The 20,057-nt window shown below is 42.4% G+C and carries 12 protein-coding genes; 6 read left to right on the top strand and 6 right to left on the bottom strand.

The genetic code is table 11. From position 1 onward, the window contains the following. Positions 1-959: 959 nt before the first annotated feature. Positions 960-1,529: a Uma2 family endonuclease gene (locus LC586_RS28435; RefSeq protein ID WP_229488566.1), complete on the bottom strand. Its 570-nt coding sequence runs from the start codon at positions 1,527-1,529 to the stop codon at positions 960-962. 101 nt (positions 1,530-1,630) lie between these two features. Further along, positions 1,631-2,584: a stage II sporulation protein M gene (locus tag LC586_RS28430; protein ID WP_229488565.1), complete on the bottom strand. Its 954-nt coding sequence runs from the start codon at positions 2,582-2,584 to the stop codon at positions 1,631-1,633. A gap of 80 nt (positions 2,585-2,664) precedes the next feature. Here LC586_RS28430 and LC586_RS28425 point away from each other — a divergent pair, with 80 nt between their 5' ends. Both LC586_RS28425 and LC586_RS28420 read left to right on the top strand, forming a co-directional pair. Continuing rightward, the gene (locus tag LC586_RS28425; protein ID WP_229488564.1) at positions 2,665-3,510 is read left to right on the top strand and encodes a hypothetical protein; all 846 of its coding nucleotides are present in this window, start codon (positions 2,665-2,667) and stop codon (positions 3,508-3,510) included. A gap of 45 nt (positions 3,511-3,555) precedes the next feature. After that, complete coding sequence (locus LC586_RS28420) at positions 3,556-4,335, top strand: RDD family protein (protein ID WP_229488563.1); 780 nt, start codon at positions 3,556-3,558, stop codon at positions 4,333-4,335. A 357-nt stretch (positions 4,336-4,692) separates the two neighbouring features. On the opposite strand, the gene LC586_RS28415 is transcribed toward LC586_RS28420, so the two are convergent. Further along, complete coding sequence (locus tag LC586_RS28415; RefSeq protein WP_229488562.1) at positions 4,693-5,481, bottom strand: DUF1868 domain-containing protein; 789 nt, start codon at positions 5,479-5,481, stop codon at positions 4,693-4,695. Positions 5,482-5,695: 214 nt separating this feature from the next. Between LC586_RS28415 and holA the strand changes: the two genes are divergently transcribed. Together holA and LC586_RS28405 are read left to right on the top strand one after the other, a co-directional pair. Beyond that, complete coding sequence (gene holA / locus LC586_RS28410; protein WP_229488561.1) at positions 5,696-6,685, top strand: DNA polymerase III subunit delta; 990 nt, start codon at positions 5,696-5,698, stop codon at positions 6,683-6,685. A 109-nt stretch (positions 6,686-6,794) separates the two neighbouring features. Continuing rightward, complete coding sequence (locus LC586_RS28405; protein ID WP_229488560.1) at positions 6,795-7,277, top strand: DUF4168 domain-containing protein; 483 nt, start codon at positions 6,795-6,797, stop codon at positions 7,275-7,277. 715 nt (positions 7,278-7,992) lie between these two features. Here the strand turns inward: LC586_RS28405 and LC586_RS28400 are convergent. From LC586_RS28400 to LC586_RS28390, 3 genes are all read right to left on the bottom strand, one after another. Further along, complete coding sequence (locus LC586_RS28400) at positions 7,993-8,601, bottom strand: helix-turn-helix transcriptional regulator (RefSeq protein ID WP_229488559.1); 609 nt, start codon at positions 8,599-8,601, stop codon at positions 7,993-7,995. A gap of 558 nt (positions 8,602-9,159) precedes the next feature. Continuing rightward, entirely contained in the window at positions 9,160-13,458 is a 4,299-nt protein-coding gene (locus LC586_RS28395; protein WP_229488558.1) for a PAS domain S-box protein, read from the bottom strand. A 187-nt stretch (positions 13,459-13,645) separates the two neighbouring features. After that, positions 13,646-16,096 carry a glycoside hydrolase family 31 protein gene (locus tag LC586_RS28390; protein WP_229488557.1) on the bottom strand — a complete coding sequence of 817 codons (2,451 nt, stop codon included), beginning with the start codon at positions 16,094-16,096 and terminating at the stop codon, positions 13,646-13,648. A gap of 497 nt (positions 16,097-16,593) precedes the next feature. Here LC586_RS28390 and LC586_RS28385 point away from each other — a divergent pair, with 497 nt between their 5' ends. Together LC586_RS28385 and LC586_RS28380 are read left to right on the top strand one after the other, a co-directional pair. Continuing rightward, on the top strand, positions 16,594-18,111 hold the full coding sequence (locus tag LC586_RS28385; protein WP_229488556.1) for an FAD-dependent oxidoreductase: 1,518 nt from the start codon (positions 16,594-16,596) through the stop codon (positions 18,109-18,111). 926 nt (positions 18,112-19,037) lie between these two features. After that, complete coding sequence (locus tag LC586_RS28380; RefSeq protein ID WP_229488555.1) at positions 19,038-19,868, top strand: squalene/phytoene synthase family protein; 831 nt, start codon at positions 19,038-19,040, stop codon at positions 19,866-19,868. Positions 19,869-20,057 lie beyond the last annotated feature (189 nt).

The raw sequence follows: 20,057 nt of genomic DNA, 5'->3' as shown, positions 1-20,057 counted from the left end.
ACTTTGAAGTACCTCAACACGACTTTGAAGTACCTCAACACGACTTTGAAGTACCTCAACACGACTTTGAAGTACCTCAACACGACTTTGAAGTACCTCAACACGACTTTGAAGTACCTCAACACGACTTTGAAGTACCTCAACATGACTTCGAGGTATCTGTTGCTTATATAGCAGTCCTAAATCATTCGTGAGAATTTGAAATCGTTTTAACCAAGTTTGGGGGTTTAAGTCCCCTGCCTAAGAAGGGCAACACGTTTTGATGCCTAATTAAAATCCCCGTTACAAAACGTAATTGCGAACTTGTACTGAGCGTAGCCGAAGTATTGCGTTAGCGTAGCGGGGCGAAGCCCATTGCGAATTGCGAATTGCGAATTGGTTTAACCCCCCTGTAGTCTCCCCGATGAAGAAGGGGGGACGGTCTACTACTGTTTCTAAGATACAAGGTTGGGTTTAACTAAGCGAACAGAATAGACCTCTTGCAAAAGTCCCTAACACCCCACCCCCAACCCCTCCCCGCAAGCAGGAGGGGAGACAAAGCGTAGCTTTGGCGGGGTGGGGTTCAAATTGTTTGATTTATGCAAGAGGTTTAATATCTTTTGTTACTCTTGGGCTAAAACATTACAGCAGTTTTCATGTATTTGAACCACATCTATCGTAGGAGCACAGCATTGCTCATTGGTGTCAACTTAAGCGAAAAATCGCTTATCTATTGGCTTCCACGCCCGCCCAGAAATGAATTTCTTTGGCTTTTAGCTAAAGTCTACTGAAGTAGACTAAAGATTTTTCGGATTATTTAGTCATCTTTAGATGACTTTCGCTATTAGCAAGGAACTTCAGTTCCTTGTGGGACATGAGTTTTGCGTTAAGTTGACACGTATGAGCATTGCTGTGCCCCTACCGCGTGGTCTATTTACCTGAAAATAGCTGTAATGCTAAACTAATCCGATTAATATTTGTTACGTAGTCACCTTTAACCATCCAAAAATATCACCTACCGTCAACTGTAACCCCTGACAGAACTCTGGCACTGGCAAAACAGACTCAATTTCCTCAAAAGGTAAAGGTTGTTGTCTTGCAGGATAAGCAGCAATGAATCGCTCATCAGGGTCAATTAACCAACCCATTTGAGTCCCGTGATTGAGAGCGTGTAAGATTTTTTTTGTAACTTTTGTATGGCTTTGTTCGGGAGAGAGAATTTCGATTATCCAGTCGGGTGCTGCGGCAAATGTATTGCCAATATCACCATTCTCGTCTACAGGAAGCCTTGCCCAAGAAAATACAGCGATATCGGGAACTATAGAACGTCCTGCAAAAGTGCAACGTAATTCGGGAAAAGCCCAACCCATTTTTTGTACTTTGACAACAGAATTGATTGTGGGACAGAGTTCTCCTTGAATAGTGCTATGTTTTCCTTGAGGCATAGGTTTTGGAATGATTTTACCGTCGATGTATTCGCAATACGGTTTAGTTTCTGGTAATGCGAGAAACTCTTCTAGGCTTAATATTTTATTTGATGTTTGTACCATGATTATCCTAGCTTAAACTTATAATACTTTTTGACATCGTTAGTATTTACCTTATTCTAAAATATTTTTCAATTTCCCAATCCGCCAACATCTAAATTATTTCAAGTCTCCTTGCGGCTACAATACAGCACCAAAAGTACAAACAATCCCATTCCTGCCAGATATTTAATTGCATCAGGTACGCTGGGGTTAGGTGAAAAGAAACCTTCGATCGCACCAGCAATAACTAACATTGGTACAATCCCAAATATTAACTGCACCGCTTGAGAACCGTAAAATTTCAGTGCATCCCCACGCCGATATTTACCAGGAAATAAAATTGCTCTTGCTAATAAAAATCCTGCACCCCCAGCAAAAAAAATGGCGGGTAATTCTAAGGAACCATGCGGCAACACAAACGCCCAAAAAGGATAAGCAAGATTATTTTGACCCACTAAAGTGCCAACAGTACCAATCAATAAGCCGTTAAATACCATCAAATAGGCTGTGTATAGCCCAGCCGTGATGCCACCGGCAACAGCACCAAAGGACACCGATAGGTTATTGATCATAATACTGCTGGATGCCAGAGGTTCAACGCCGACAATTGACCCCATCCATAATTTATGCTCATCTCGCACCTTGGTAATCAAACTTTCAGGTACGATCAAAGTCATAAAGCTGGGGTTTTGCCAAGAATACCACCAAGCCACTAATGCCCCCAGTAGAAACAGCGCCGTTGCAGCCGCAATATATGCAAATGTTTTCTGAACTACAGATGGTAATCCCCATTGGTAAAATTTTAGAATTGCCTGCCATTCCTGTCGCCGCGAACCTTGGTAAATCTGCGTATAGGCACGAGTTGTTAAAGATTGTAAACTTTGTATCAAAGTATTGCCGATTTCCTGAGTGCGGGCACGGGCCAAATCTGCCGCTACTGAACGATACAAACTCGCTAACTCTCTAATTTCTGCTGCCCTTAAGGACTTTAACCCTTTTTTTTCTATCTGCCTTAATAGGGCATCCAAACGCTGCCAATTTGGTTCTCGTCGCGCAATCCAACGTTGAATATTCATTAATTTTAGGAACGCTGAGTTTAACTTAGCTTAAGATAGCCTCAAATTCATCTCCGTAGTTTCAGGGTAAATTTGCCATTATGTCTGAAAATTTTGGATCTTCCGGTCAGATACAACCACTCAGTATCGGTAACGTTGTCAGTGCTGCCGTGCGGTTGTATCGTTCTCATCTAAAGAGTTATCTTAATCTGGCTGCGATCGCTCACTTGTGGATTTTAGTTCCGATCTATGGCTGGGCAAAATATGCAGCCATTTCTGGACTCATTTCACGTTTGGCTTTTGGAGAATTGATTTACCAACCTGAAAGTGTCCAAGCCGCTAGCAGCCATGTTAATCCACGTCTTTGGTCATTTTTCAGAGTTGGTTTGCAAGTAGCAATCTCTTTGTTTGTAATTTATTTTGGATTAGCGATCGTGGGTGGTATCTTAGCTGCCTTACTGGGAATTGTATTAGGAAGCATATTAGGTACTTCAGGTATTGTAGTCGCAACCACATTGGCAATAATTGTAACGGTAGGTATTGTGCTATTAGGACTAATTTGGTTTTACTCCCGTTGGGTAGTAGCTGAGGTACCGCTAGCAGTTGAGGAAAATATTAATGGTGGCGAAAGTGTCGCTAGAAGTTGGGAGCTAACTAAAGCGTCGGTACTTCGCATTGTGGGCATCGTTTTAGTTGCTTTTTTCGTTACACTGCCGTTAGTGTTTGTATTAAACTATATACCCAGCTTATTCCTCTTAAAGCTTGAGCAAGGTTCTACTATCTACTCGATTGTGTATTTTATTTCTTGGATCGGCAGCTTAGTAGGTGGAGTTATTGTGATGCCATTCTGGCAAGCACTAAAAGCTGTTTTATACTTGGACTTGCGTAGTCGGCGTGAGGGTCTGGGTTTGCAGTTACGAGAACCTCCTTCGCCGGATTTTCGTTAACTCAACATCTAAATTCAACTCTGTTAATTTTGAATTAGCTAAAATATGCGCTTTTTTAATCGCATCACATTCCAGACTCCAGAAAGTGTAGAACTAGAATTTACTCTTGCTGGAATCGGAAATCGTGCCTGGGCTTTGATCATTGACTATCACGTTTTGGCTGTGATTTTGGTGGGATTTGTCGTAGCTTGGTCTATCGTTTCAGATCAGTTAGGAGATTTTTGGGTAGATATTTTCGGTACCGCAGTGACTTTGTGGTTGATTGCGATCGCATTCCTTGCCAGTTTTATTATTTACGTAGGATATTTTGTAATTTTTGAAACTTTATGGTTTGGGCAAACCCCTGGTAAACGGGTTGCTAAAATTCGCGTGGTTCGAGATGATGGTAGACTCATCGGGCTACAACAAGCAACGCTACGTGCTTTACTGCGACCTTTTGATGAAACTTTGTTTATTGGCGCTTTTTTAATTATGTTGAGTCGTCGAGAAAAGCGTTTAGGTGATTTAGCGGCTGGCACAATTGTAATTCAAGCCGAAACACCCACTGCATCAAAAACATTGACTATTTCTGAACAAGCAAAAGAACTTCATCAGCAGTTAATCCAAATTGCCGATTTATCACCTTTGTTACCGGATGACTTTGCTGTTATTCGTGAGTATTTGCAGCGACGTGGTGCAATGTCGTTAAAGGCAAGAGCATCACTATCTCTAAAGCTAGCCGAGCAAGTTAAAGCTATTATTAATTTAGAAAAGTTGCCAGAAGCTGTTACACCTGATGTATTTTTAGAAGCTGTTTATCTTGTTTATCAACAACCGGAATTTTAGGCTATAGATTTTATTTAGAGCATTTTTAGATAAACGGTATTTTAATAAATTTATCTAAAGTGGTTGGAAAATTTCGTCACAATGCATTTACAATAACCCTATTAACCGACATTATAAAATTGCTTCATTTTCAGGAAGACATAACTAATAATGAGTAGTCAGTAGTCAGTCAGTGGAGACTACTGACCACTAACTACTATAGCGGTTCCCAATTGCATGAAATACAGACCTAACCCCCAGCCCCTTCCCTTCTAGCGTTGGGGAGTAAGATTTAAAGCCTCTCTCCTAAAAGGAGAGAGGTTTGGAGAGAGGTAAAAACTGTACTGCACCCAAGCGAGAACCGCTATAACTAATGACTTAAAAATCTAAAATCGGCCAGTCTGGTTCACGATAATAGCGTGTCATGTTGTCAAACTTCCGCAATTCGACGCGATTGATCAAAAATTCTGGCAAATTTAACAGCCATTGATCATTCAATTGAGAAAGCATTGTGCTGAAATTTGTGCGGTCTAAGTCAGATGAAACCTCCCCAAAATAAGCTAATGTAACATGGGCTGTGAAGTGATAATGCTGCTCAATACCCAAGGCAATTAACTTGGGATTTTGATAAATTGTTCGGCGAAATTTAATAATTTCCTCGTAGCAACGTTCATCTTGGGGTACTAAACAAACGGCTACAGCTCTTGGCATCAGTATCAGTCCCAGCATTTGCCATTTAATCGGATGACTCCTATTTGTCATCAATTGTTGATATTGCTGAAAGCTTTCGGCTAAACAAGAGTGTAACTCCTCGTCAAATTTGGGATTTTTCTCACAGGCGTCAAGGTAAGCATTGTCCCAAATTAAATCCGCTAAAGTCATGTGGAAGCTAGCAGGAGGTAGAGGCACAATCAAATCACGGCTTACAGGCAACTGCAAAAGTTCCTGTTGGTAAGCCTGTAATTTGGCATAGAAAGCAGAATTTTGCGATTCTTCTTCTGCTGGCGGGGTAATTAGCGTATAGCCAGGAAAGGACGCTGCTTGTCTCAACCCAGAATGTGGCTGAAATTTAGAAGATTCCTGGATATGCTGGACTTGGGATCTGTAGGCTTCTGGCAGCGTTAGCCGTGCTAACCGATTTAAGTAAGTTTGATAGTTGTCGTCCAATCTTCATAGCCTCATGCTCTCACTTGATAGATTTTAGGGAAAATTACCTTGATTAACAGAATGATTTCAAAAGTATTTAATTTTGGGAGTGGGGAGTGGGGGGTGGGGAGTGGGGAGTTAGGAGTTAGGAGTTAGGAGTTAGGAGTTATAAATATTAACTCTTCACCAATGCCCAATGCCCAATGCCCCATTCCCTAAGATACGAGGTTAGTCTATGCCAATTTATGTTTACTGGGGTGAGGATGATTTTGCTATAGAAAAGGCGATCGCTATGCTGCGCGATCGCGTCCTCGATCCCCAATGGATAAGTTTTAACTACACTGCATTCACCCCAGATCAAGCTGATGCTGCTATCCAGGGGTTAAATCAGGTCATGACACCCACTTTTGGCGCTGGTGGGCGCTTGGTATGGCTGATAAATACTACTCTTTGCCAGCACTGTCCAGAGAATGTGCTAGCAGAACTGGTGCGATCGCTAAGAGTCATTCCCGAAAACTCATTTTTATTGCTCACCAGCCGGAACAAGCCAGATGAACGCCTCAAATCCACAAAATTATTAAAACAATTTGCTACCGAATTCCGAGAATTTCCCCTCATTCCCCCTTGGAAAACCGAATTGCTGGTGCAATCTGTTAATCAAGCAACTCAGACTATGGGCGTAAAACTAACTGCTAATGCTGCCCAGTTTTTGGCAGAATCTGTAGGAAATGATACACGGCTGCTCTACAATGAGTTAGAGAAACTGCGGTTATATGCCCAAGGTAGCAACAAGCCTTTAGACACAGATACCGTTACCAAATTAGTAAGAAATACTACTCAAAATAGTTTACAATTAGCAGCAGCAATCAGAACAGGAGATACACCTAAAGCTTTGACGACACTGGCAGATTTGAGCAATGCTTCCGAGCCGGGATTACGGATAGTTGCCACGCTGATTGGACAATTTCGTACATGGCTGTGGGTCAAGATTATGATAGAAAGTGGGGAGCGCAATCAACAAGCGATAGCTATTGCTGCTGATATTGGTAATCCCAAACGGATCTACTTCTTACAGCAAGAAATCAAGCTTCTTTCTGTGCAACAGTTAATCTCTTGCTTACCCCTACTATTGGAATTAGAAGTGAGTCTCAAGCAAGGAGCATCAGAAATACCAACACTCCAGACTAAAGTCATCGAACTTTGTCAAGTATGCCGAGGGAATTGACAATCAAATATAAAAGCTTGATGTATTGAGCAGTTGCTGGAACTTCCAACTCCGAAAATAATTCAACGTTCTTATAATATCCCTGATGTAGTTTTGTGTCACACACTATATGAAAAAAATTTCTGATTTATTTTCCCGATCTAGCCGAAAGCGAATCCTTTCCCAATCATTCTTTTTCGGCGCGATCGCTACTGTGGGTCTAATTTCCAACCCTTTTTCATTGAGTTCAAAAGCTTATGGTCAAACTCCAACACCAATAGTTAACAATACTCAAATCGACAGCTATGCTCAAGCTGTGCTAGCAATGGAGCCAGCGCGTCAAAATGCCTTTGAAGAAATTAAAAAACTTATTGGTAATGGAGAAATTCCCAAGATTGTTTGTAACGATTCTAACAGCATAAATGGTCTTCCCAGGAAGGCTAAAGATATTGCAGTGAATTACTGTAACCGCTCTCAAAAAATTGTCCAAGATAATGGTTTGAGCATTGATCAGTTCAACAAGATTACTATAGAACTACAAAATAACGATATCTTAAAACGGCAAGTTTACAATACCTTATTACGCCTGCAAAAAAGTCCTGACTCTCCGTAGTTAAAAGTTGCATAAAAAGTAGAAAGGAACACGTTAAAATTAACTACCCCTGCATGAAAGGGAGGGCTAGTGGGGCTAGTATTGCTTTTATAAAAAAGGCTGTGAACATTGATTCATATCATGTCCGCCAAGTTACCCATAATAAAAGAACCCCACCCCCAACCCCTCCCCGCTTGCGGGGAGGGGAGACAAAGCGTAGCTTTGGCGGGGTGGGCTTGGGGGTATTATGCTTAATTGCCCGGACATCATATCATGAAATACTTGTTTGTGAATACTATAGGAATCATATTTGATTTCTGAAAAAATCTCGGTAGTCTTGTAATGGACTGTCATGGCTTTAATGTTGCAAAAAAATTGTAGGTTGGGTGGAGGCTTTGCGTAACCCAACATCCTGATATATGTTGGGTTGCGCTCCGCTCCACCCAACCTACGTCTAATGCACTATTTTGCGTAGACAATCCACTACGTGCATTTCAAAAATCAAATACTAGTCCTATAGGTTAATCGCTAATAATCTATTGCATTTTACCAATGAATTTTTATCAAACGGTTAAGTTAAGGCTAAAACTCTTTTGCAATGACAATTCATAACGTGGTTTTGATATAACTTACACATTTGGGATGCTCCCCGAACAATTAGTGATCTTTTTGAATTTCCCACTCATTGAAGAAGAATTCTACAAGCGAGAATTCTTCTTCAATAAAATGCTACCACTCAATCATAAGACATGTTTGCTTGGCGCTTGGTGTGAATATTTTTCATGTGCTTCTTCACGGTGTTTATGGTGATGTAAAGCTTAGTGGCAATTTCTTTGTAGCTGTAGTTGCTTCTATAGAGAAACCAAATTTCAGCTTCTCGCGGCGTTAGGTCAAATTTTTTAACTTCAGTGAGTGCTACATTTTTCACAGATTCATATTGATTTTCTATAGTCACCAATAAGCAAGGCACTTCAAACCCCTCTAAATCTAGCAATCTCACCCTAATCCTAAAAATATTGGACTTATCAAGCACAATCTCATCTGACAGAATTAGAAGTTTGTCAGAAAACAAATACCGACTATTGAATAACGATTCACAAAGATTCCAGATGACTGGTGGTACAAAATTTTGCTTGAAGTTGCCTTGATTAAATTGACAACAAAGACGCCGAGCAGATGCATTAGCATGAACTACTTCACCAGTTTGGCTTAAAATTAATATACCGTCTTCTAAGCCTTCAATTACTTTTTGCAAAAAATCAGCTCGCTTCGAGTCATGAAAGTCAATACTATCTAGCTTTTGTGCAGTTACTGTTTTTACTAATGTCTTTGTTAGAGCGATCATAAGAGAGATTGTAATATACAAAATACTGCTTATTAGTTAGATTTATGGGAGTTGAAAGATACACCATCTATTTTTTGGATGATTATAGCGGTTCCCATTCAGATGCGGTACAACAGGGAGTTGTAGGGGCACGGCAGTGCCGTGCCCCTACGGATGTACTTGAAATACTCAATTCGCAATTTATGTAGTCTGTTTAGATTAGATCAGGTTACATAATTTAAATACAACTCTGAAATTGCCTATTTCGGAATTTGCTTCCAATAAGCTTTAAATAAGTTCTTCCGGCCTAGTGACCCTCTTAAAAATGGACTAAAGGAGGAAAAGAGCCAGCCTTTTTAAGGGGAGTCATTGCCTATTGAAGCCCCTTCTCCTAAATAGCGATCGCCCCAAAAGACAATAATTATTTATACTGAAATAAAAATATACATCTAAATATTTTTATAATGCAGGTATTGACCTTGGGAAAAAATTGGTATTTTGTATAAATTTTGATATTAGGAACAAAGAAAATGGCAGATGGGGTAAAATTTAATTCCTATTGCCCATACCCCATTTTCTCTAAGTCCGTCCAGCCAGTCTGGCAACTACTGTAGCTAACTCAGCTGCCTCAATAGGTTTAGGTAAATGTAGCTGATAACCTTCTTGTATAGCTCGCATCCGATCCTCTGCCCTGGTATAAGCTGTTAACGCTGCGGCTGGAATATTTCCCCCTAGTTCTGGTGGTTGCGATCGCACTTTGCGGATCAAAGAATAACCATCTTCATCGGGCATACCAATGTCGCTAACTAAAACATCTGGTTTCCACTGTGTAATTACCTGCAATGCTTCTTTTACTGATGCTACAGCCTGAACTTCGGCTTGGTACTGTTCGAGGATTGTGGTGATGAAGTCACGGGTATCGGCTTGGTCATCTACAACCAGCACGCGCACACCAAGGAGGGAAACAGGGGTGGAGGGAAACAGGGGTGCAGGAGCAATGGGATGGAGGGGTGGATTTTTCAGAAGTGGTAGTTTGACTGTAAACGTCGCCCCTTGTTCTTTACCTGGACTATTTGCGTAGACAGTACCGCCATGTAATTCTACTAAATTACGCGCGATCGCTAATCCTAGTCCTAATCCACCATAGGTTCTAGTGCTAGAACTATCAGCTTGACGAAAGCGATCAAAAACATAAGGAAGAAAATCAGGGCTGATACCAATACCTGTGTCAATCACCTGAATTTGGGCATATTTATCGATTGTCTGTTGTTTTTCTTGACCAGTGACTACAGACAATTGCACCTCTACCCGTCCTCCTCTGGGTGTGAATTTGATGGCATTGGATAGCAGATTCCAGATTATTTGCTGCAAGCGCTCAAAATCACCGGATACTAAGAATTGAGAATTTTCGCCCAACATGGTTTGGGATTGTGATTCTCTTGATTCTAAATTTTCGTGATTATTTTGCGTTTCTTTTGAAGGAATAAGAGAAAATCTTAAATCGATTTCCTTGGAATGGGCGGCTAGGCTAACAGTCTCTAGGCTCGACTCAATCATTGGAACCAAATTACAAGTACGGACATTAAGGCGTAACTTGCCTCTCATCATCCGCGATATATCCAACAAGTCTTCAATTAGCTGGGTTTGCGCTTTAGCATTGCGCTCAATTGTCTCCGTAGCCCTAGCCATTAGGGTTTCACTAAGCTTGCTTCGTTGCAGTAATTGCGCCCAGCCAAGGATGGCATTGAGAGGCGATCGCAATTCGTGAGACAATATCCCCAGAAACTCATCCTTCATCCGGTTAGCCTCTTGCAACTGCTCAGTTTGTTGTTGCAAAGAAGCAATTAAACTAGCTCGTTCCATTGCGATCGCTATTTGGTCGCATACTGCTTGCATCATCCCCTTTTGATTGTCGGTGAAGCTTAACCGAGTGCGGCTGCCAAAAGAAAGAGTACCCAACAGCCGTCCTTGGGCGATCAATGGGTATGCATAATAAGCAGTAATGCCTAAAGAGCGAATCAATTCTGTTTGCGCCTCAATGGATTGCTGCACATTCTCTACAGCTATGGAATGGCCTGAGAGCGCTACAGTACCGCAAACCCCTTGACTAAATGGTAAGTACTCAATTTCCTTTGCCATCTCTGGGGAAATACCACTGTAAGACCCCAACCGCATTACTTGAGAGTTATCCTCAACCAAATAGTTAAAATAAACTTCTATTCCAATTTGCTCTCTTAGTTTTCGGTAGACGCTATCGATTAGTAGTACTGGTTCCTGGCTTGATAGTAAATCGTTGGCTGTGTCAAATAGTAGGTTTAGCCTTTTGTAACCTAACGAGAGGGCTTTTTCTGCCTGTTTGAGGTTGCTAATCTCTTGGAACACCAAAATACAGGTAGCGGGATGACCGTGCATTGCTGGCAAGGTATCAGCAAATACCAATAGAGAACGCACACCACCGGGGGTATGCCAGTCTACTTCCAATCCATTCAAGCGTTCGCCAAGGGCAACCCGCACTCCTGGCATTTGTTCATTGGGGATGCGATCGCCATCTGCATCTGTATAGTGGTAGACTGTGTGATACTCTGCGGCTGGTACACCTTTGGGAAATTCGCCCCCAGCTAATTCGTTAGCAGAGCGATTGGCAAAAGTTACCCGCGCCGTTCCTGGTTCGATAAACAGCAACGGTCTTGGCATCAGATTTAACACATCCTCTAGCCATTTTTGCTGATTTAGAAGTGCTTGCTCTGCCTGTTTGCGCTCCGTAATATCTAAAAATGCACCAACGCTTCCTCTGGTTTTACCCTCTTCGTCAAACAAAGGTGCAACGTACTCCAACAGGTTGATAATTTTTCCATTTTCACGGACAACATCGAGTTCACAATCCAGAACTTCAACACCATGAGTTGCAGAGTATTGCATCGGGAGTTCTTCTGCTGACAGTTCCCTTCCCTGGCGGTAGATTTTAAAGCTTGTCGGTTTTTCCTCCAAGGGAGCGCTGAGGGAGGCATTTGTGTCTGACGATATTCCCAACTGATTGGCAAAAGCAGGGTTGACCTTGATATTTTGGCATTCTGGATCTTCGGCAATGCCAATTCCAATGGGAATTACCTCCAACAGAGTTTGTAACTCAGTAATGCGGCGCTGTAGATCCTTGTTTAGTTGTAAGATTTGTTCCTTGGTCTGCTTTTGTTCGCTGATGTTGCGAGTCACAGTTGCTAAGGCAATTGGCTGACCTGTGTTGTTGTCTGTAACAGTGAAGATATTGTAATCAACTGGTATCGGTTGACCTGTTTGCAGGTGGCAAAAGCAGAATTCTCCCTGCCAGCGCCCTTCTGATAGCACAGTCGGCAGTATATATTTTTGAAAATAGGCTTTGTCTTTGGGCATGGCGTAATCTAATACTGCCTTTTGCCTGACTTCATCAAGGCTGGAAAGCCCTACTAGCTTTTGACCTGCATCATTTATGTAGAGTAATTGACCCTCAAGGGTGGCGATGCCGATAAAGTCAGAGCTATTTTCTACCAGCGATACTAATTTTTGTTGCTCTGCTTCTGCTTGCTTGCGTTCGCTCAAGTCGAGGATAAACGCTACTGACTCGTCGCGGTTTTCTCCTAGCAGCACGTAACCAACTAAAACCGGAATGCGGCTACCATCCTTGCGAATATATTCTTTCTCGTAGGGCGTACAAGTAGCGTTGGTACTTCCCTTTGCTTCGGCGACACCTCGCTCGTCCAAGTATAAATACTCTGGTGGTGTGATATTGCGCCAACTTAACCTACCTGCTAACAAATCCTCCTGCGTGTAACCAATCATCCTGAGAAATTCGTCGTTTGCCTGTTGGATATCGCCATACACGTCGCCAAACAAAATGCCAATGACGTTAGAATCTACAAAACTTCCCAGTTTAGCTTCGTAGGTTTTGAGTGCAAGCTGTGCAAGATCGCGTTGATGGCTGAGGCCTTCAATAACCCTGGCACTTTGCCAAATCAAAATAGTAAAAATCACAATCAGGACGATCGCAAATACCGATACTGCAAAAGCCGGATCGTATTGTCCTGCCCGTTGACCTTCAACAATTACCCACCCCAATATAGAAGGTACTGCGATCGCGGCAATTAATAAACGACGTGCAAGTAAGCCGCCGTAACTATCACTTGTAACTACTTTCATTAATCCTTGTTCAGCCCGCGCCCACAAAATGCCTATACTTAATAAGCTGAACAACAGCGCTGTATGTAAAGCCATTGATGTTGTATAAGGGGCAAGTCCGTAGAGAACTTTCACTTTGTAGGCATAGCCCATGAGCGCCTGAAAGGAAATTAAAGTAGCGAGCAGAGCGATAATCTGAGCATACCAATAACTGCGGTGGGTTTTTGGATGAATCAAAATCTGTAGGGCGACGCTAACCAGCATAAAGTTCAGTGCTGTGTTCACGCCCATTCGCCCTGGATGCGATGTCGCTATGCTAGTTGACAAATCACGAAACAGTAGCTCGTCAATGCCGAGATTCCAGCCAAATAGATATTCACAAAGTGTAAGCGCAGCTATTGTGGTAACCGCTATTGCACAAACCCTAGAAATTAGAAGGGAGCTATGGGGGTAATTTTGAATTGTTCTTTCTTCCCTGCTCCCCTGCTCCCCTCTTCTTAAAAATAGCCACAGCGACACACCACACAGCACAAAACACAGCGCTGTATTTACTTTCATTGTGGCAGGACTACCAAAGAAGCCGCGCTTAAGAACTTCAATCCCAAGACACCAACCAACTAGTACCAAGCTGCCAACAAAAACAGCGATCGCACTTGCGACTTTTGCCACAAGTGAATTTGTAAGGATTTTAGATATATCTTGCAGCCGCAAGCGGTTAACATTTAACATTGATTGTTCTCTAACCGCATCTATTTAGCGTAGTAAACTTACCTATTTCTTACGGTTTAACTATTTCTATTCTTTGTATTGTATGCTACCCCTTGACTTATTTTTCATCTACCTCTATGCATATTTTTTATTGCACAATTTACAGTAGGAAATAATGGTGGTTTAAAAAACCACCTTTGCGAGTATTTCAAAATTGCAGAGTATGTCGCTTACCATCATCTTGGAAACGTTGCTCTCCAACCCCAACAATTTCTACAATCACTTCACGCCGTGGAGGTGTCCATTCTCCCATTCTCTCTCCAATTTCAACTACTGTTTGATTAGAGTTAGTAAATACGCTGATACTTGCTAGCGAAAACTTTTTATCTAGATACTCGTTTGTCTGTCCATCATCTTCAAATAGTTGATATTCGTTATTACCAGGCCAAATCCGTAATCGGATCTCGTCGAGTGGGGCTTGATCAACGTATTGTCTGACAGGTTGCATGGGAACGATCGCACCACTACGGACATACAGTGGCATTCTTTCAAGCGGTGCATGAGCAAGAATGTGAATCGGGCCTTCGTAGCGATCGCCACTCCACCAATCATACCAAGTGCCAGCAGGTAAGTAGACAGCTCGATGCTCAACTCCAGGGCGGTAAATTGGTGCAGCCATCAGCGACGCGCCTAGTAATACTTGATCGTAGAGGCTATAGGTTTTCAGATCATTGGGGAAGTGGTACAATAATGGTCTCAAAATCGGTGCGCCCGTCGTTGCCGCTTCCCAGAAAAGACTATAAATATAGGGAAGTAATTGGTAACGTAGATTAATGTATTCTCGACAGATATTTTCAACGCGATCGCCAAATACCCAAGGTTCATGACGAGCAGTAGACATTGCCGAGTGACCGCGCATCAATGGGTAGAGCATTCCTACCTGCATCCACCGAGCGAATAATTCAGCTGTAGCGTTACCAGCAAACCCGCCAATATCGCAACCCACAAACCCCACACCCGAAAGTCCCATATTGCAAAGCATCGGCAGAGACATTTCTAAATGCTCCCACAACGATTGGTTATCCCCCATCCACACAGAAGACCAGCGTTGCACACCAGCATAACCCGATCGCGTTAACACAAACGATCGCTCTGAACTTCGATGCCGTTGCAACCCTTCATAGCAAGCTTTAGCCATCATCAACCCATACAAGTTATGCACTTCCGTATGAGTCACATCAATTCTTAATTTTGAATTTTGAATTTTGGATTGAAAGTTCTCCTCCTCTCCCCCATCTCCCTCATCTCCCTCATCTCCCTCATCTCCCCCTGCTCCCCTGCTCCCCTGCTCCCCTGCTTCCCTTACCCCCTGCGGTGCATCTAGAGGAAACCAAATCTTTTCACCATCATCGCCGAAAGGGCGATCGTTTATGGCAGGTTCATTCATATCATTCCAAATCCCTGCCACCCCAATATCAGTTAAGCTTTTGTGTAAATCAGCCCACCAGTTAGACACATCAGGACGCAAAAAATCAGGAAAAACAGCTTTCTCAGGCCAAACGTAGCCGTGGAACAACGTACCATCAGCTTTACGCACAAAATAGTCGTTTTCTATTCCTTGGTCAAAAACATGATAATTACCTTCTGGTTCATACTTCACACCAGGATCAATAATTGTTACTGTTTTGAAACCATCCTCTGCTAAATCACTAATGAGTTTTGCCGCATTGGGGAAGCGTTGAGGACTCCAAGTAAACACTCGATAGCCACGCATATAGTCAATATCTAAGTGAATAACATCGCAGGGAATGCGGCGTTGACGAAATTGCTTTGCTAGTTCCCGCACAACGGTTTCTGATTCGTAACTCCAACGGCATTGATGATAACCTAGCGCCCATTTCGGCGGTAATGACATTCTCCCAGTTAGCTGAGTGTAAGTCTCCAGGATTTTGGCAGGTTCGGGGCCGTAGATAATGTAATAATCCAAATCACCGCCACGAGTTTCCATCTTCCAAATACCTGGTTGTTCAGCACCGATATCGAACTGACTCCAAAAAGTGGTGTTGAAAAAGATGCCATAGCCTACCTGCGGGCGCAAAGCCATAAAAAATGGAATTGCTTGGTACATTTCATCAGTGAGTGAATCATAATCTAAGGCATCCGTTGTCCAGTTGGTTTTTACTTCGCTGAGTTTATCCAGAAAGCCTGTGCGTTCACCAAAACCATAAAAATGTTCATCGGCTGCAATTTCTTTCCATCCTGCAACTGCACCCATCCGCCAACCTATACCCATCTCTGCATCTTGGGCAAAAGGGCGATTAGCTTTGTCGAAACAGACGATGCGGCACTTTTCTCGCTGGACGCACACACGAATCTGCGCTGTTTCAATTTCTACCGTTGCTTCATTTTCTTGCACCGTAAAAGGTATTATTGCCCATTCTGCATCATCTGGCGCCACTGCCCAAGAACGGTGGGGCATAAATTCTCCAGTTGGTGCGAAACGCACGCGGATTAAATTGGGAGCAAGTACGCTGATGATAAGGCGTGAGTCGCCACAGTCAAAATTAATAATATTATTGTCCCAGGTTACAGCTTTTACATTGCCGATGGTTGTCCAAGGTTGGTTAGTAGTGGGTAGTTTTCCAAAATATTGGGGCATATCAGTTATTCAGTAGGTTAACACTTGTCCGCATTCATGATTACAGAGATACTCAGCCTCAAACTCTTTCTTTCGCTAGAAGTTGCGTGAAACATTAGCAGATATTTATTAGCAAGAGTGGTTTTTGTAATGCACAAGTTGTTGCTACCACACTAAGAAAATACCAAATCATAAATTATCTACTCCAGAGTCAAATGTTTTACAAAATAATCTAAATTTTTATAAGTATATAAGTATTTGGCAATTTCATCCCCTATTAAGCATATTTTTATGTCTATCATGATGCAGATACATTATTTACAATTAATAGTCTAGGCTTATACAATAACAAGCTGGAATATACATCTTAGCTTGGTTGTGGCAAGGTTGAAAGAGACATAAAGGCACAATCATAGAAGGGAAAATATCAAAATATTTTTCCTTCTCCTTTCGCATTACTCTTACCTTCATAACCTTCTTTCCAGCAGAATAAGTTAGGCTTAAGACTCTAAAAAAATATGCAAAACGACTCTGGTAAAACTATTTCTATTTGGATGACAACGGCAGAAGTCCCAGATCAACCCGTGCTTACCGAAAATACTCATGCAGATGTGTGCGTTATCGGTGCTGGGATAGCGGGGATGTCAACTGCCTATATGTTAGCCCGCGAAGGTAAATCAGTGGTCGTGCTGGATGATGGCCCCATTGGTGGCGGTCAAACGGCAAGAACAACGGCACACGTATCGAATGTGCTGAGTTATCGTTACTACGAACTGGAGCAAATGCACGGTAAAGAGGACGCAAAACTAGTTGCTCAAAGTCATACAACAGCAATTAATACTATAGAGGCGATCGCTACCCAAGAAAACATTAACTGCGACTTTGAGCGACTTGACGGCTATCTTTTTCCGCCAGACCTGAAATCAATAGATGAGATTCAGCACGAGTTAGAAGCAGCACACCGGGTTGGACTCACTAATGTTGAAATGGTGAAGAAAGCGCCGTTGACTGACTTTGATACAGGAGTGTGTCTACGCTTTCCCCAACAAGGGCAATTTGATCCATTAAAATATCTAGCTGGACTTGCAGAAGCCATACAACGCCGTGGGGGTAGAATTTATACGGGGACGCACGTAGAAAAAATCCAAGGTGGTTTACCCGCTCGTGTTGAGACAAGCAGTGGTAAAGTTGTGACAGCCGATGCTGTGGTAGTAGCAACCAACTCACCCATCAGTAACTTAGCTACTATGCACTTTAAGCAGGCTCCATATATAACTTTTGTCATCGGTGCAAAAGTACCTCGTGGTTCTGTTACCAAAGCGCTTTATTGGGATACCCTCGACCCCTACCACTACGTAAGATTACAAAACATTGACGAACAATATGATGTATTAATTGTTGGTGGCGAAGACCACAAAACCGGACAAGCTGACGATGCCGATGCCCGTTATGCCAGACTGCAAACGTGGACGCGAGAACGTTTCCCGATAGCACAGGAGATTTTATTTCGCTGGTCGGGCCAGGTAATGAATTCTGATGATGGCATTGCTTACATTGGCAAAAACCCCTTTGATGAGGAAAACGTCTATATCGTCACCGGTGATACAGGCATAGGAATGACCCACGGCACGATCGCGGGGATATTGTTAACTGACTTGATTTTAGGGCGAAATAATAGCTGGGCAGAGCTTTATGAGCCATCGCGTGTGAGAATTGGTGGAGTCGGTGATTTTATCTCTGAGAATCTCAACGTTGCTGCCCAGTATTTAGAGTGGGTGACACCAGGTGATGTTGATTCCGTTGAAGAAGTTGCTCCCGGTACAGGTGCAGTGGTGCGACGTGGTTTGACAAAAGTCGCAGCTTACCGAGATGAAAACGGCACACTGCACGAACATTCGGCAATCTGTACTCACCTCAACTGTATCGTCGCCTGGAATTCCTCAGAAAAGACCTGGGATTGCCCATGTCACGGTTCGCGGTTTGATACACAGGGAAAGGTAATCAACGGCCCAGCGATTAATGGGCTGCTGATGTAGAGACGCGATTTATCGCGTCTTGAAAGACCAATTATCTACACCAATAACCCTTAACCCAAGCCTATTGGGTTATAAGTGGAGTTTCAAGTCTCCCAAGATTTGGGTATTTAGGGGGCTAGAAGAGTTGAAACGTATGCAGACAGGACTTGTGTATACACTGTAACCCTGCTCTTCGGGAGGGGAGACAAAACATAGCTTTGGCTCTTTGGGGTTCTTCGAGTTAATAAGCAATCAAGCGGACATGATATGAGAGGTCAAATATTCATAAATGTTTTATTGAGTGGGCAAACAGCCCACTTTTTTATTGTCAATCTCGTAAATATACGGGAACTTTTGGTTCTAGGTTATGGTCACTTAATACCACCTTAAACAGTAAGCAGTTTCCCTCCGTAATCGATCAAGTGTGGACGTAGCCCAACCCAGGCATCGCAGCCTTCTATGTCTAATTTAACTTACCCCAACTCTTCGATAAGCCGCCGTTCGTATCTAAAGGTGCGTACACTTACTGTTATCCATTACCAGCTTTTCCTAAATTGTCTTTATATATACAATAATTATAATTTTTTAGTCAATTTAACGCAGACTTAAAATACTTTCAAATCCCGACAACGGATGTTTCCTGATGGAAAAATTTCGCGCTAATCAACCAAATATTAGCATAATTCTTTATATATACACTAAAAGTTGATGATAGCTATATCAAACGGCACATTAAAGATTTTTGCGACCAAAACCCTATATACTAAATTAGACTTTGATAAATTTGAGAGTTTTGTTAATTGCAATACCAAAAACTATTAATTTTTAGATGAAATACTAGCGTATCTTATAGTCTATAGTTTTTAAAGTTTAGTCAAAACTATATCCAGTATCATCAAAAAACTGCAAACTTCATGTGGTGCAAAAATCAATCGGGGAGTGAAAACATGAATTTACGTAGAGATGCATTGCAAATCCTCAAAGAAACTAGCCGAACTTTTTATATCCCAATTAGTCTTTTACCGCCAGGATTACAAGAAGCAGTAGCATCAGCATATTTGTGTATGCGTGCCATTGATGAAATTGAAGATCATCCCGAACTAGATAACGCTACTAAAGCAAAGCTGTTAAGAACGATTAGCCTGACATTACAGGCAGGGGTTGATGGCTTCGCGGTAGATGCTTTCTTTGCAGGATTTAGTGGGTATGAGAATACCTTAGAAGAAGTCACTGTGCGGATTAGAGAATGGTCACTGCTAGCACCAGAGACCATTGCACCTCGAATTTGGGATGCCACTGCTGCAATGGCAGACCGGATGGCTTACTGGGCAGAAAGAAACTGGAAAATTTATACAGAATCTGATTTGGATCGTTATACCTTTGGGGTTGCAGGTGCAGTGGGATTGTTACTATCGGACTTATGGGCTTGGTACGATGGAACCCAAACTAACCGTACCCAAGCGATCGGGTTTGGCCGGGGTTTACAAGCAGTTAATATTCTGCGTAACCATACTGACGATTTAGGGCGTGGAGTAGACTTTTTCCCAGAGGGTTGGAGTGCAAAAAATATGCAAGAGTATGCCCGGCGCAATCTAGCCCTGGCAGAAGCTTATACCAAAAACCTTCCTACTGGCCCAGCCTTAGATTTTTGCCAAATTCCCTTAACCTTGGCTAATGGCACTCTTGACGCCCTTGCTAGTGGTAAAGAAAAACTCAGCCGCAGTGATGTTTTTGCACTTCTCGAACAACTGATTAGTGTGAATATGAAAGCCAGCTAATAGTCTCTTAACGACCAATGGAGATGATTCTAAATTGTCTCCAAATTTGGACATCTAAAATTCTACAGCGATTTTCTGTAAGGCAGTCAGTGCGGTCTTATATCAGGTTCGGTTAAACACTTATAATATCTCTAGGTTGGGGAGCCACTGCGCCCTTGCGGTTTATCGGCTTGTTCGCTCTTAGCGTTC

This window comes from Nostoc favosum CHAB5714, from assembly GCF_020829495.1.
GTDB classification, from domain to species: Bacteria; Cyanobacteriota; Cyanobacteriia; order Cyanobacteriales; family Nostocaceae; genus Nostoc; species Nostoc favosum.
This window is presented reverse-complemented; position numbering and strand designations above follow the sequence as displayed.

What these genes read in the sequence shown, in the direction of transcription:
- LC586_RS28435 (WP_229488566.1), bottom strand. Translation starts at nt 1,529, where the DNA reads ATGGTACAAACATCAAATAAAATATTAAGCCTAGAAGAGTTTCTCGCA.
- LC586_RS28430 (WP_229488565.1), bottom strand. Translation starts at nt 2,584, where the DNA reads ATGAATATTCAACGTTGGATTGCGCGACGAGAACCAAATTGGCAGCGT.
- LC586_RS28425 (WP_229488564.1), top strand. Translation starts at nt 2,665, where the DNA reads ATGTCTGAAAATTTTGGATCTTCCGGTCAGATACAACCACTCAGTATC.
- LC586_RS28420 (WP_229488563.1), top strand. Translation starts at nt 3,556, where the DNA reads ATGCGCTTTTTTAATCGCATCACATTCCAGACTCCAGAAAGTGTAGAA.
- holA (WP_229488561.1), top strand. Translation starts at nt 5,696, where the DNA reads ATGCCAATTTATGTTTACTGGGGTGAGGATGATTTTGCTATAGAAAAG.
- LC586_RS28405 (WP_229488560.1), top strand. Translation starts at nt 6,795, where the DNA reads ATGAAAAAAATTTCTGATTTATTTTCCCGATCTAGCCGAAAGCGAATC.
- LC586_RS28400 (WP_229488559.1), bottom strand. Translation starts at nt 8,601, where the DNA reads ATGATCGCTCTAACAAAGACATTAGTAAAAACAGTAACTGCACAAAAG.
- LC586_RS28395 (WP_229488558.1), bottom strand. Translation starts at nt 13,458, where the DNA reads ATGTTAAATGTTAACCGCTTGCGGCTGCAAGATATATCTAAAATCCTT.
- LC586_RS28390 (WP_229488557.1), bottom strand. Translation starts at nt 16,096, where the DNA reads ATGCCCCAATATTTTGGAAAACTACCCACTACTAACCAACCTTGGACA.
- LC586_RS28385 (WP_229488556.1), top strand. Translation starts at nt 16,594, where the DNA reads ATGCAAAACGACTCTGGTAAAACTATTTCTATTTGGATGACAACGGCA.
- LC586_RS28380 (WP_229488555.1), top strand. Translation starts at nt 19,038, where the DNA reads ATGAATTTACGTAGAGATGCATTGCAAATCCTCAAAGAAACTAGCCGA.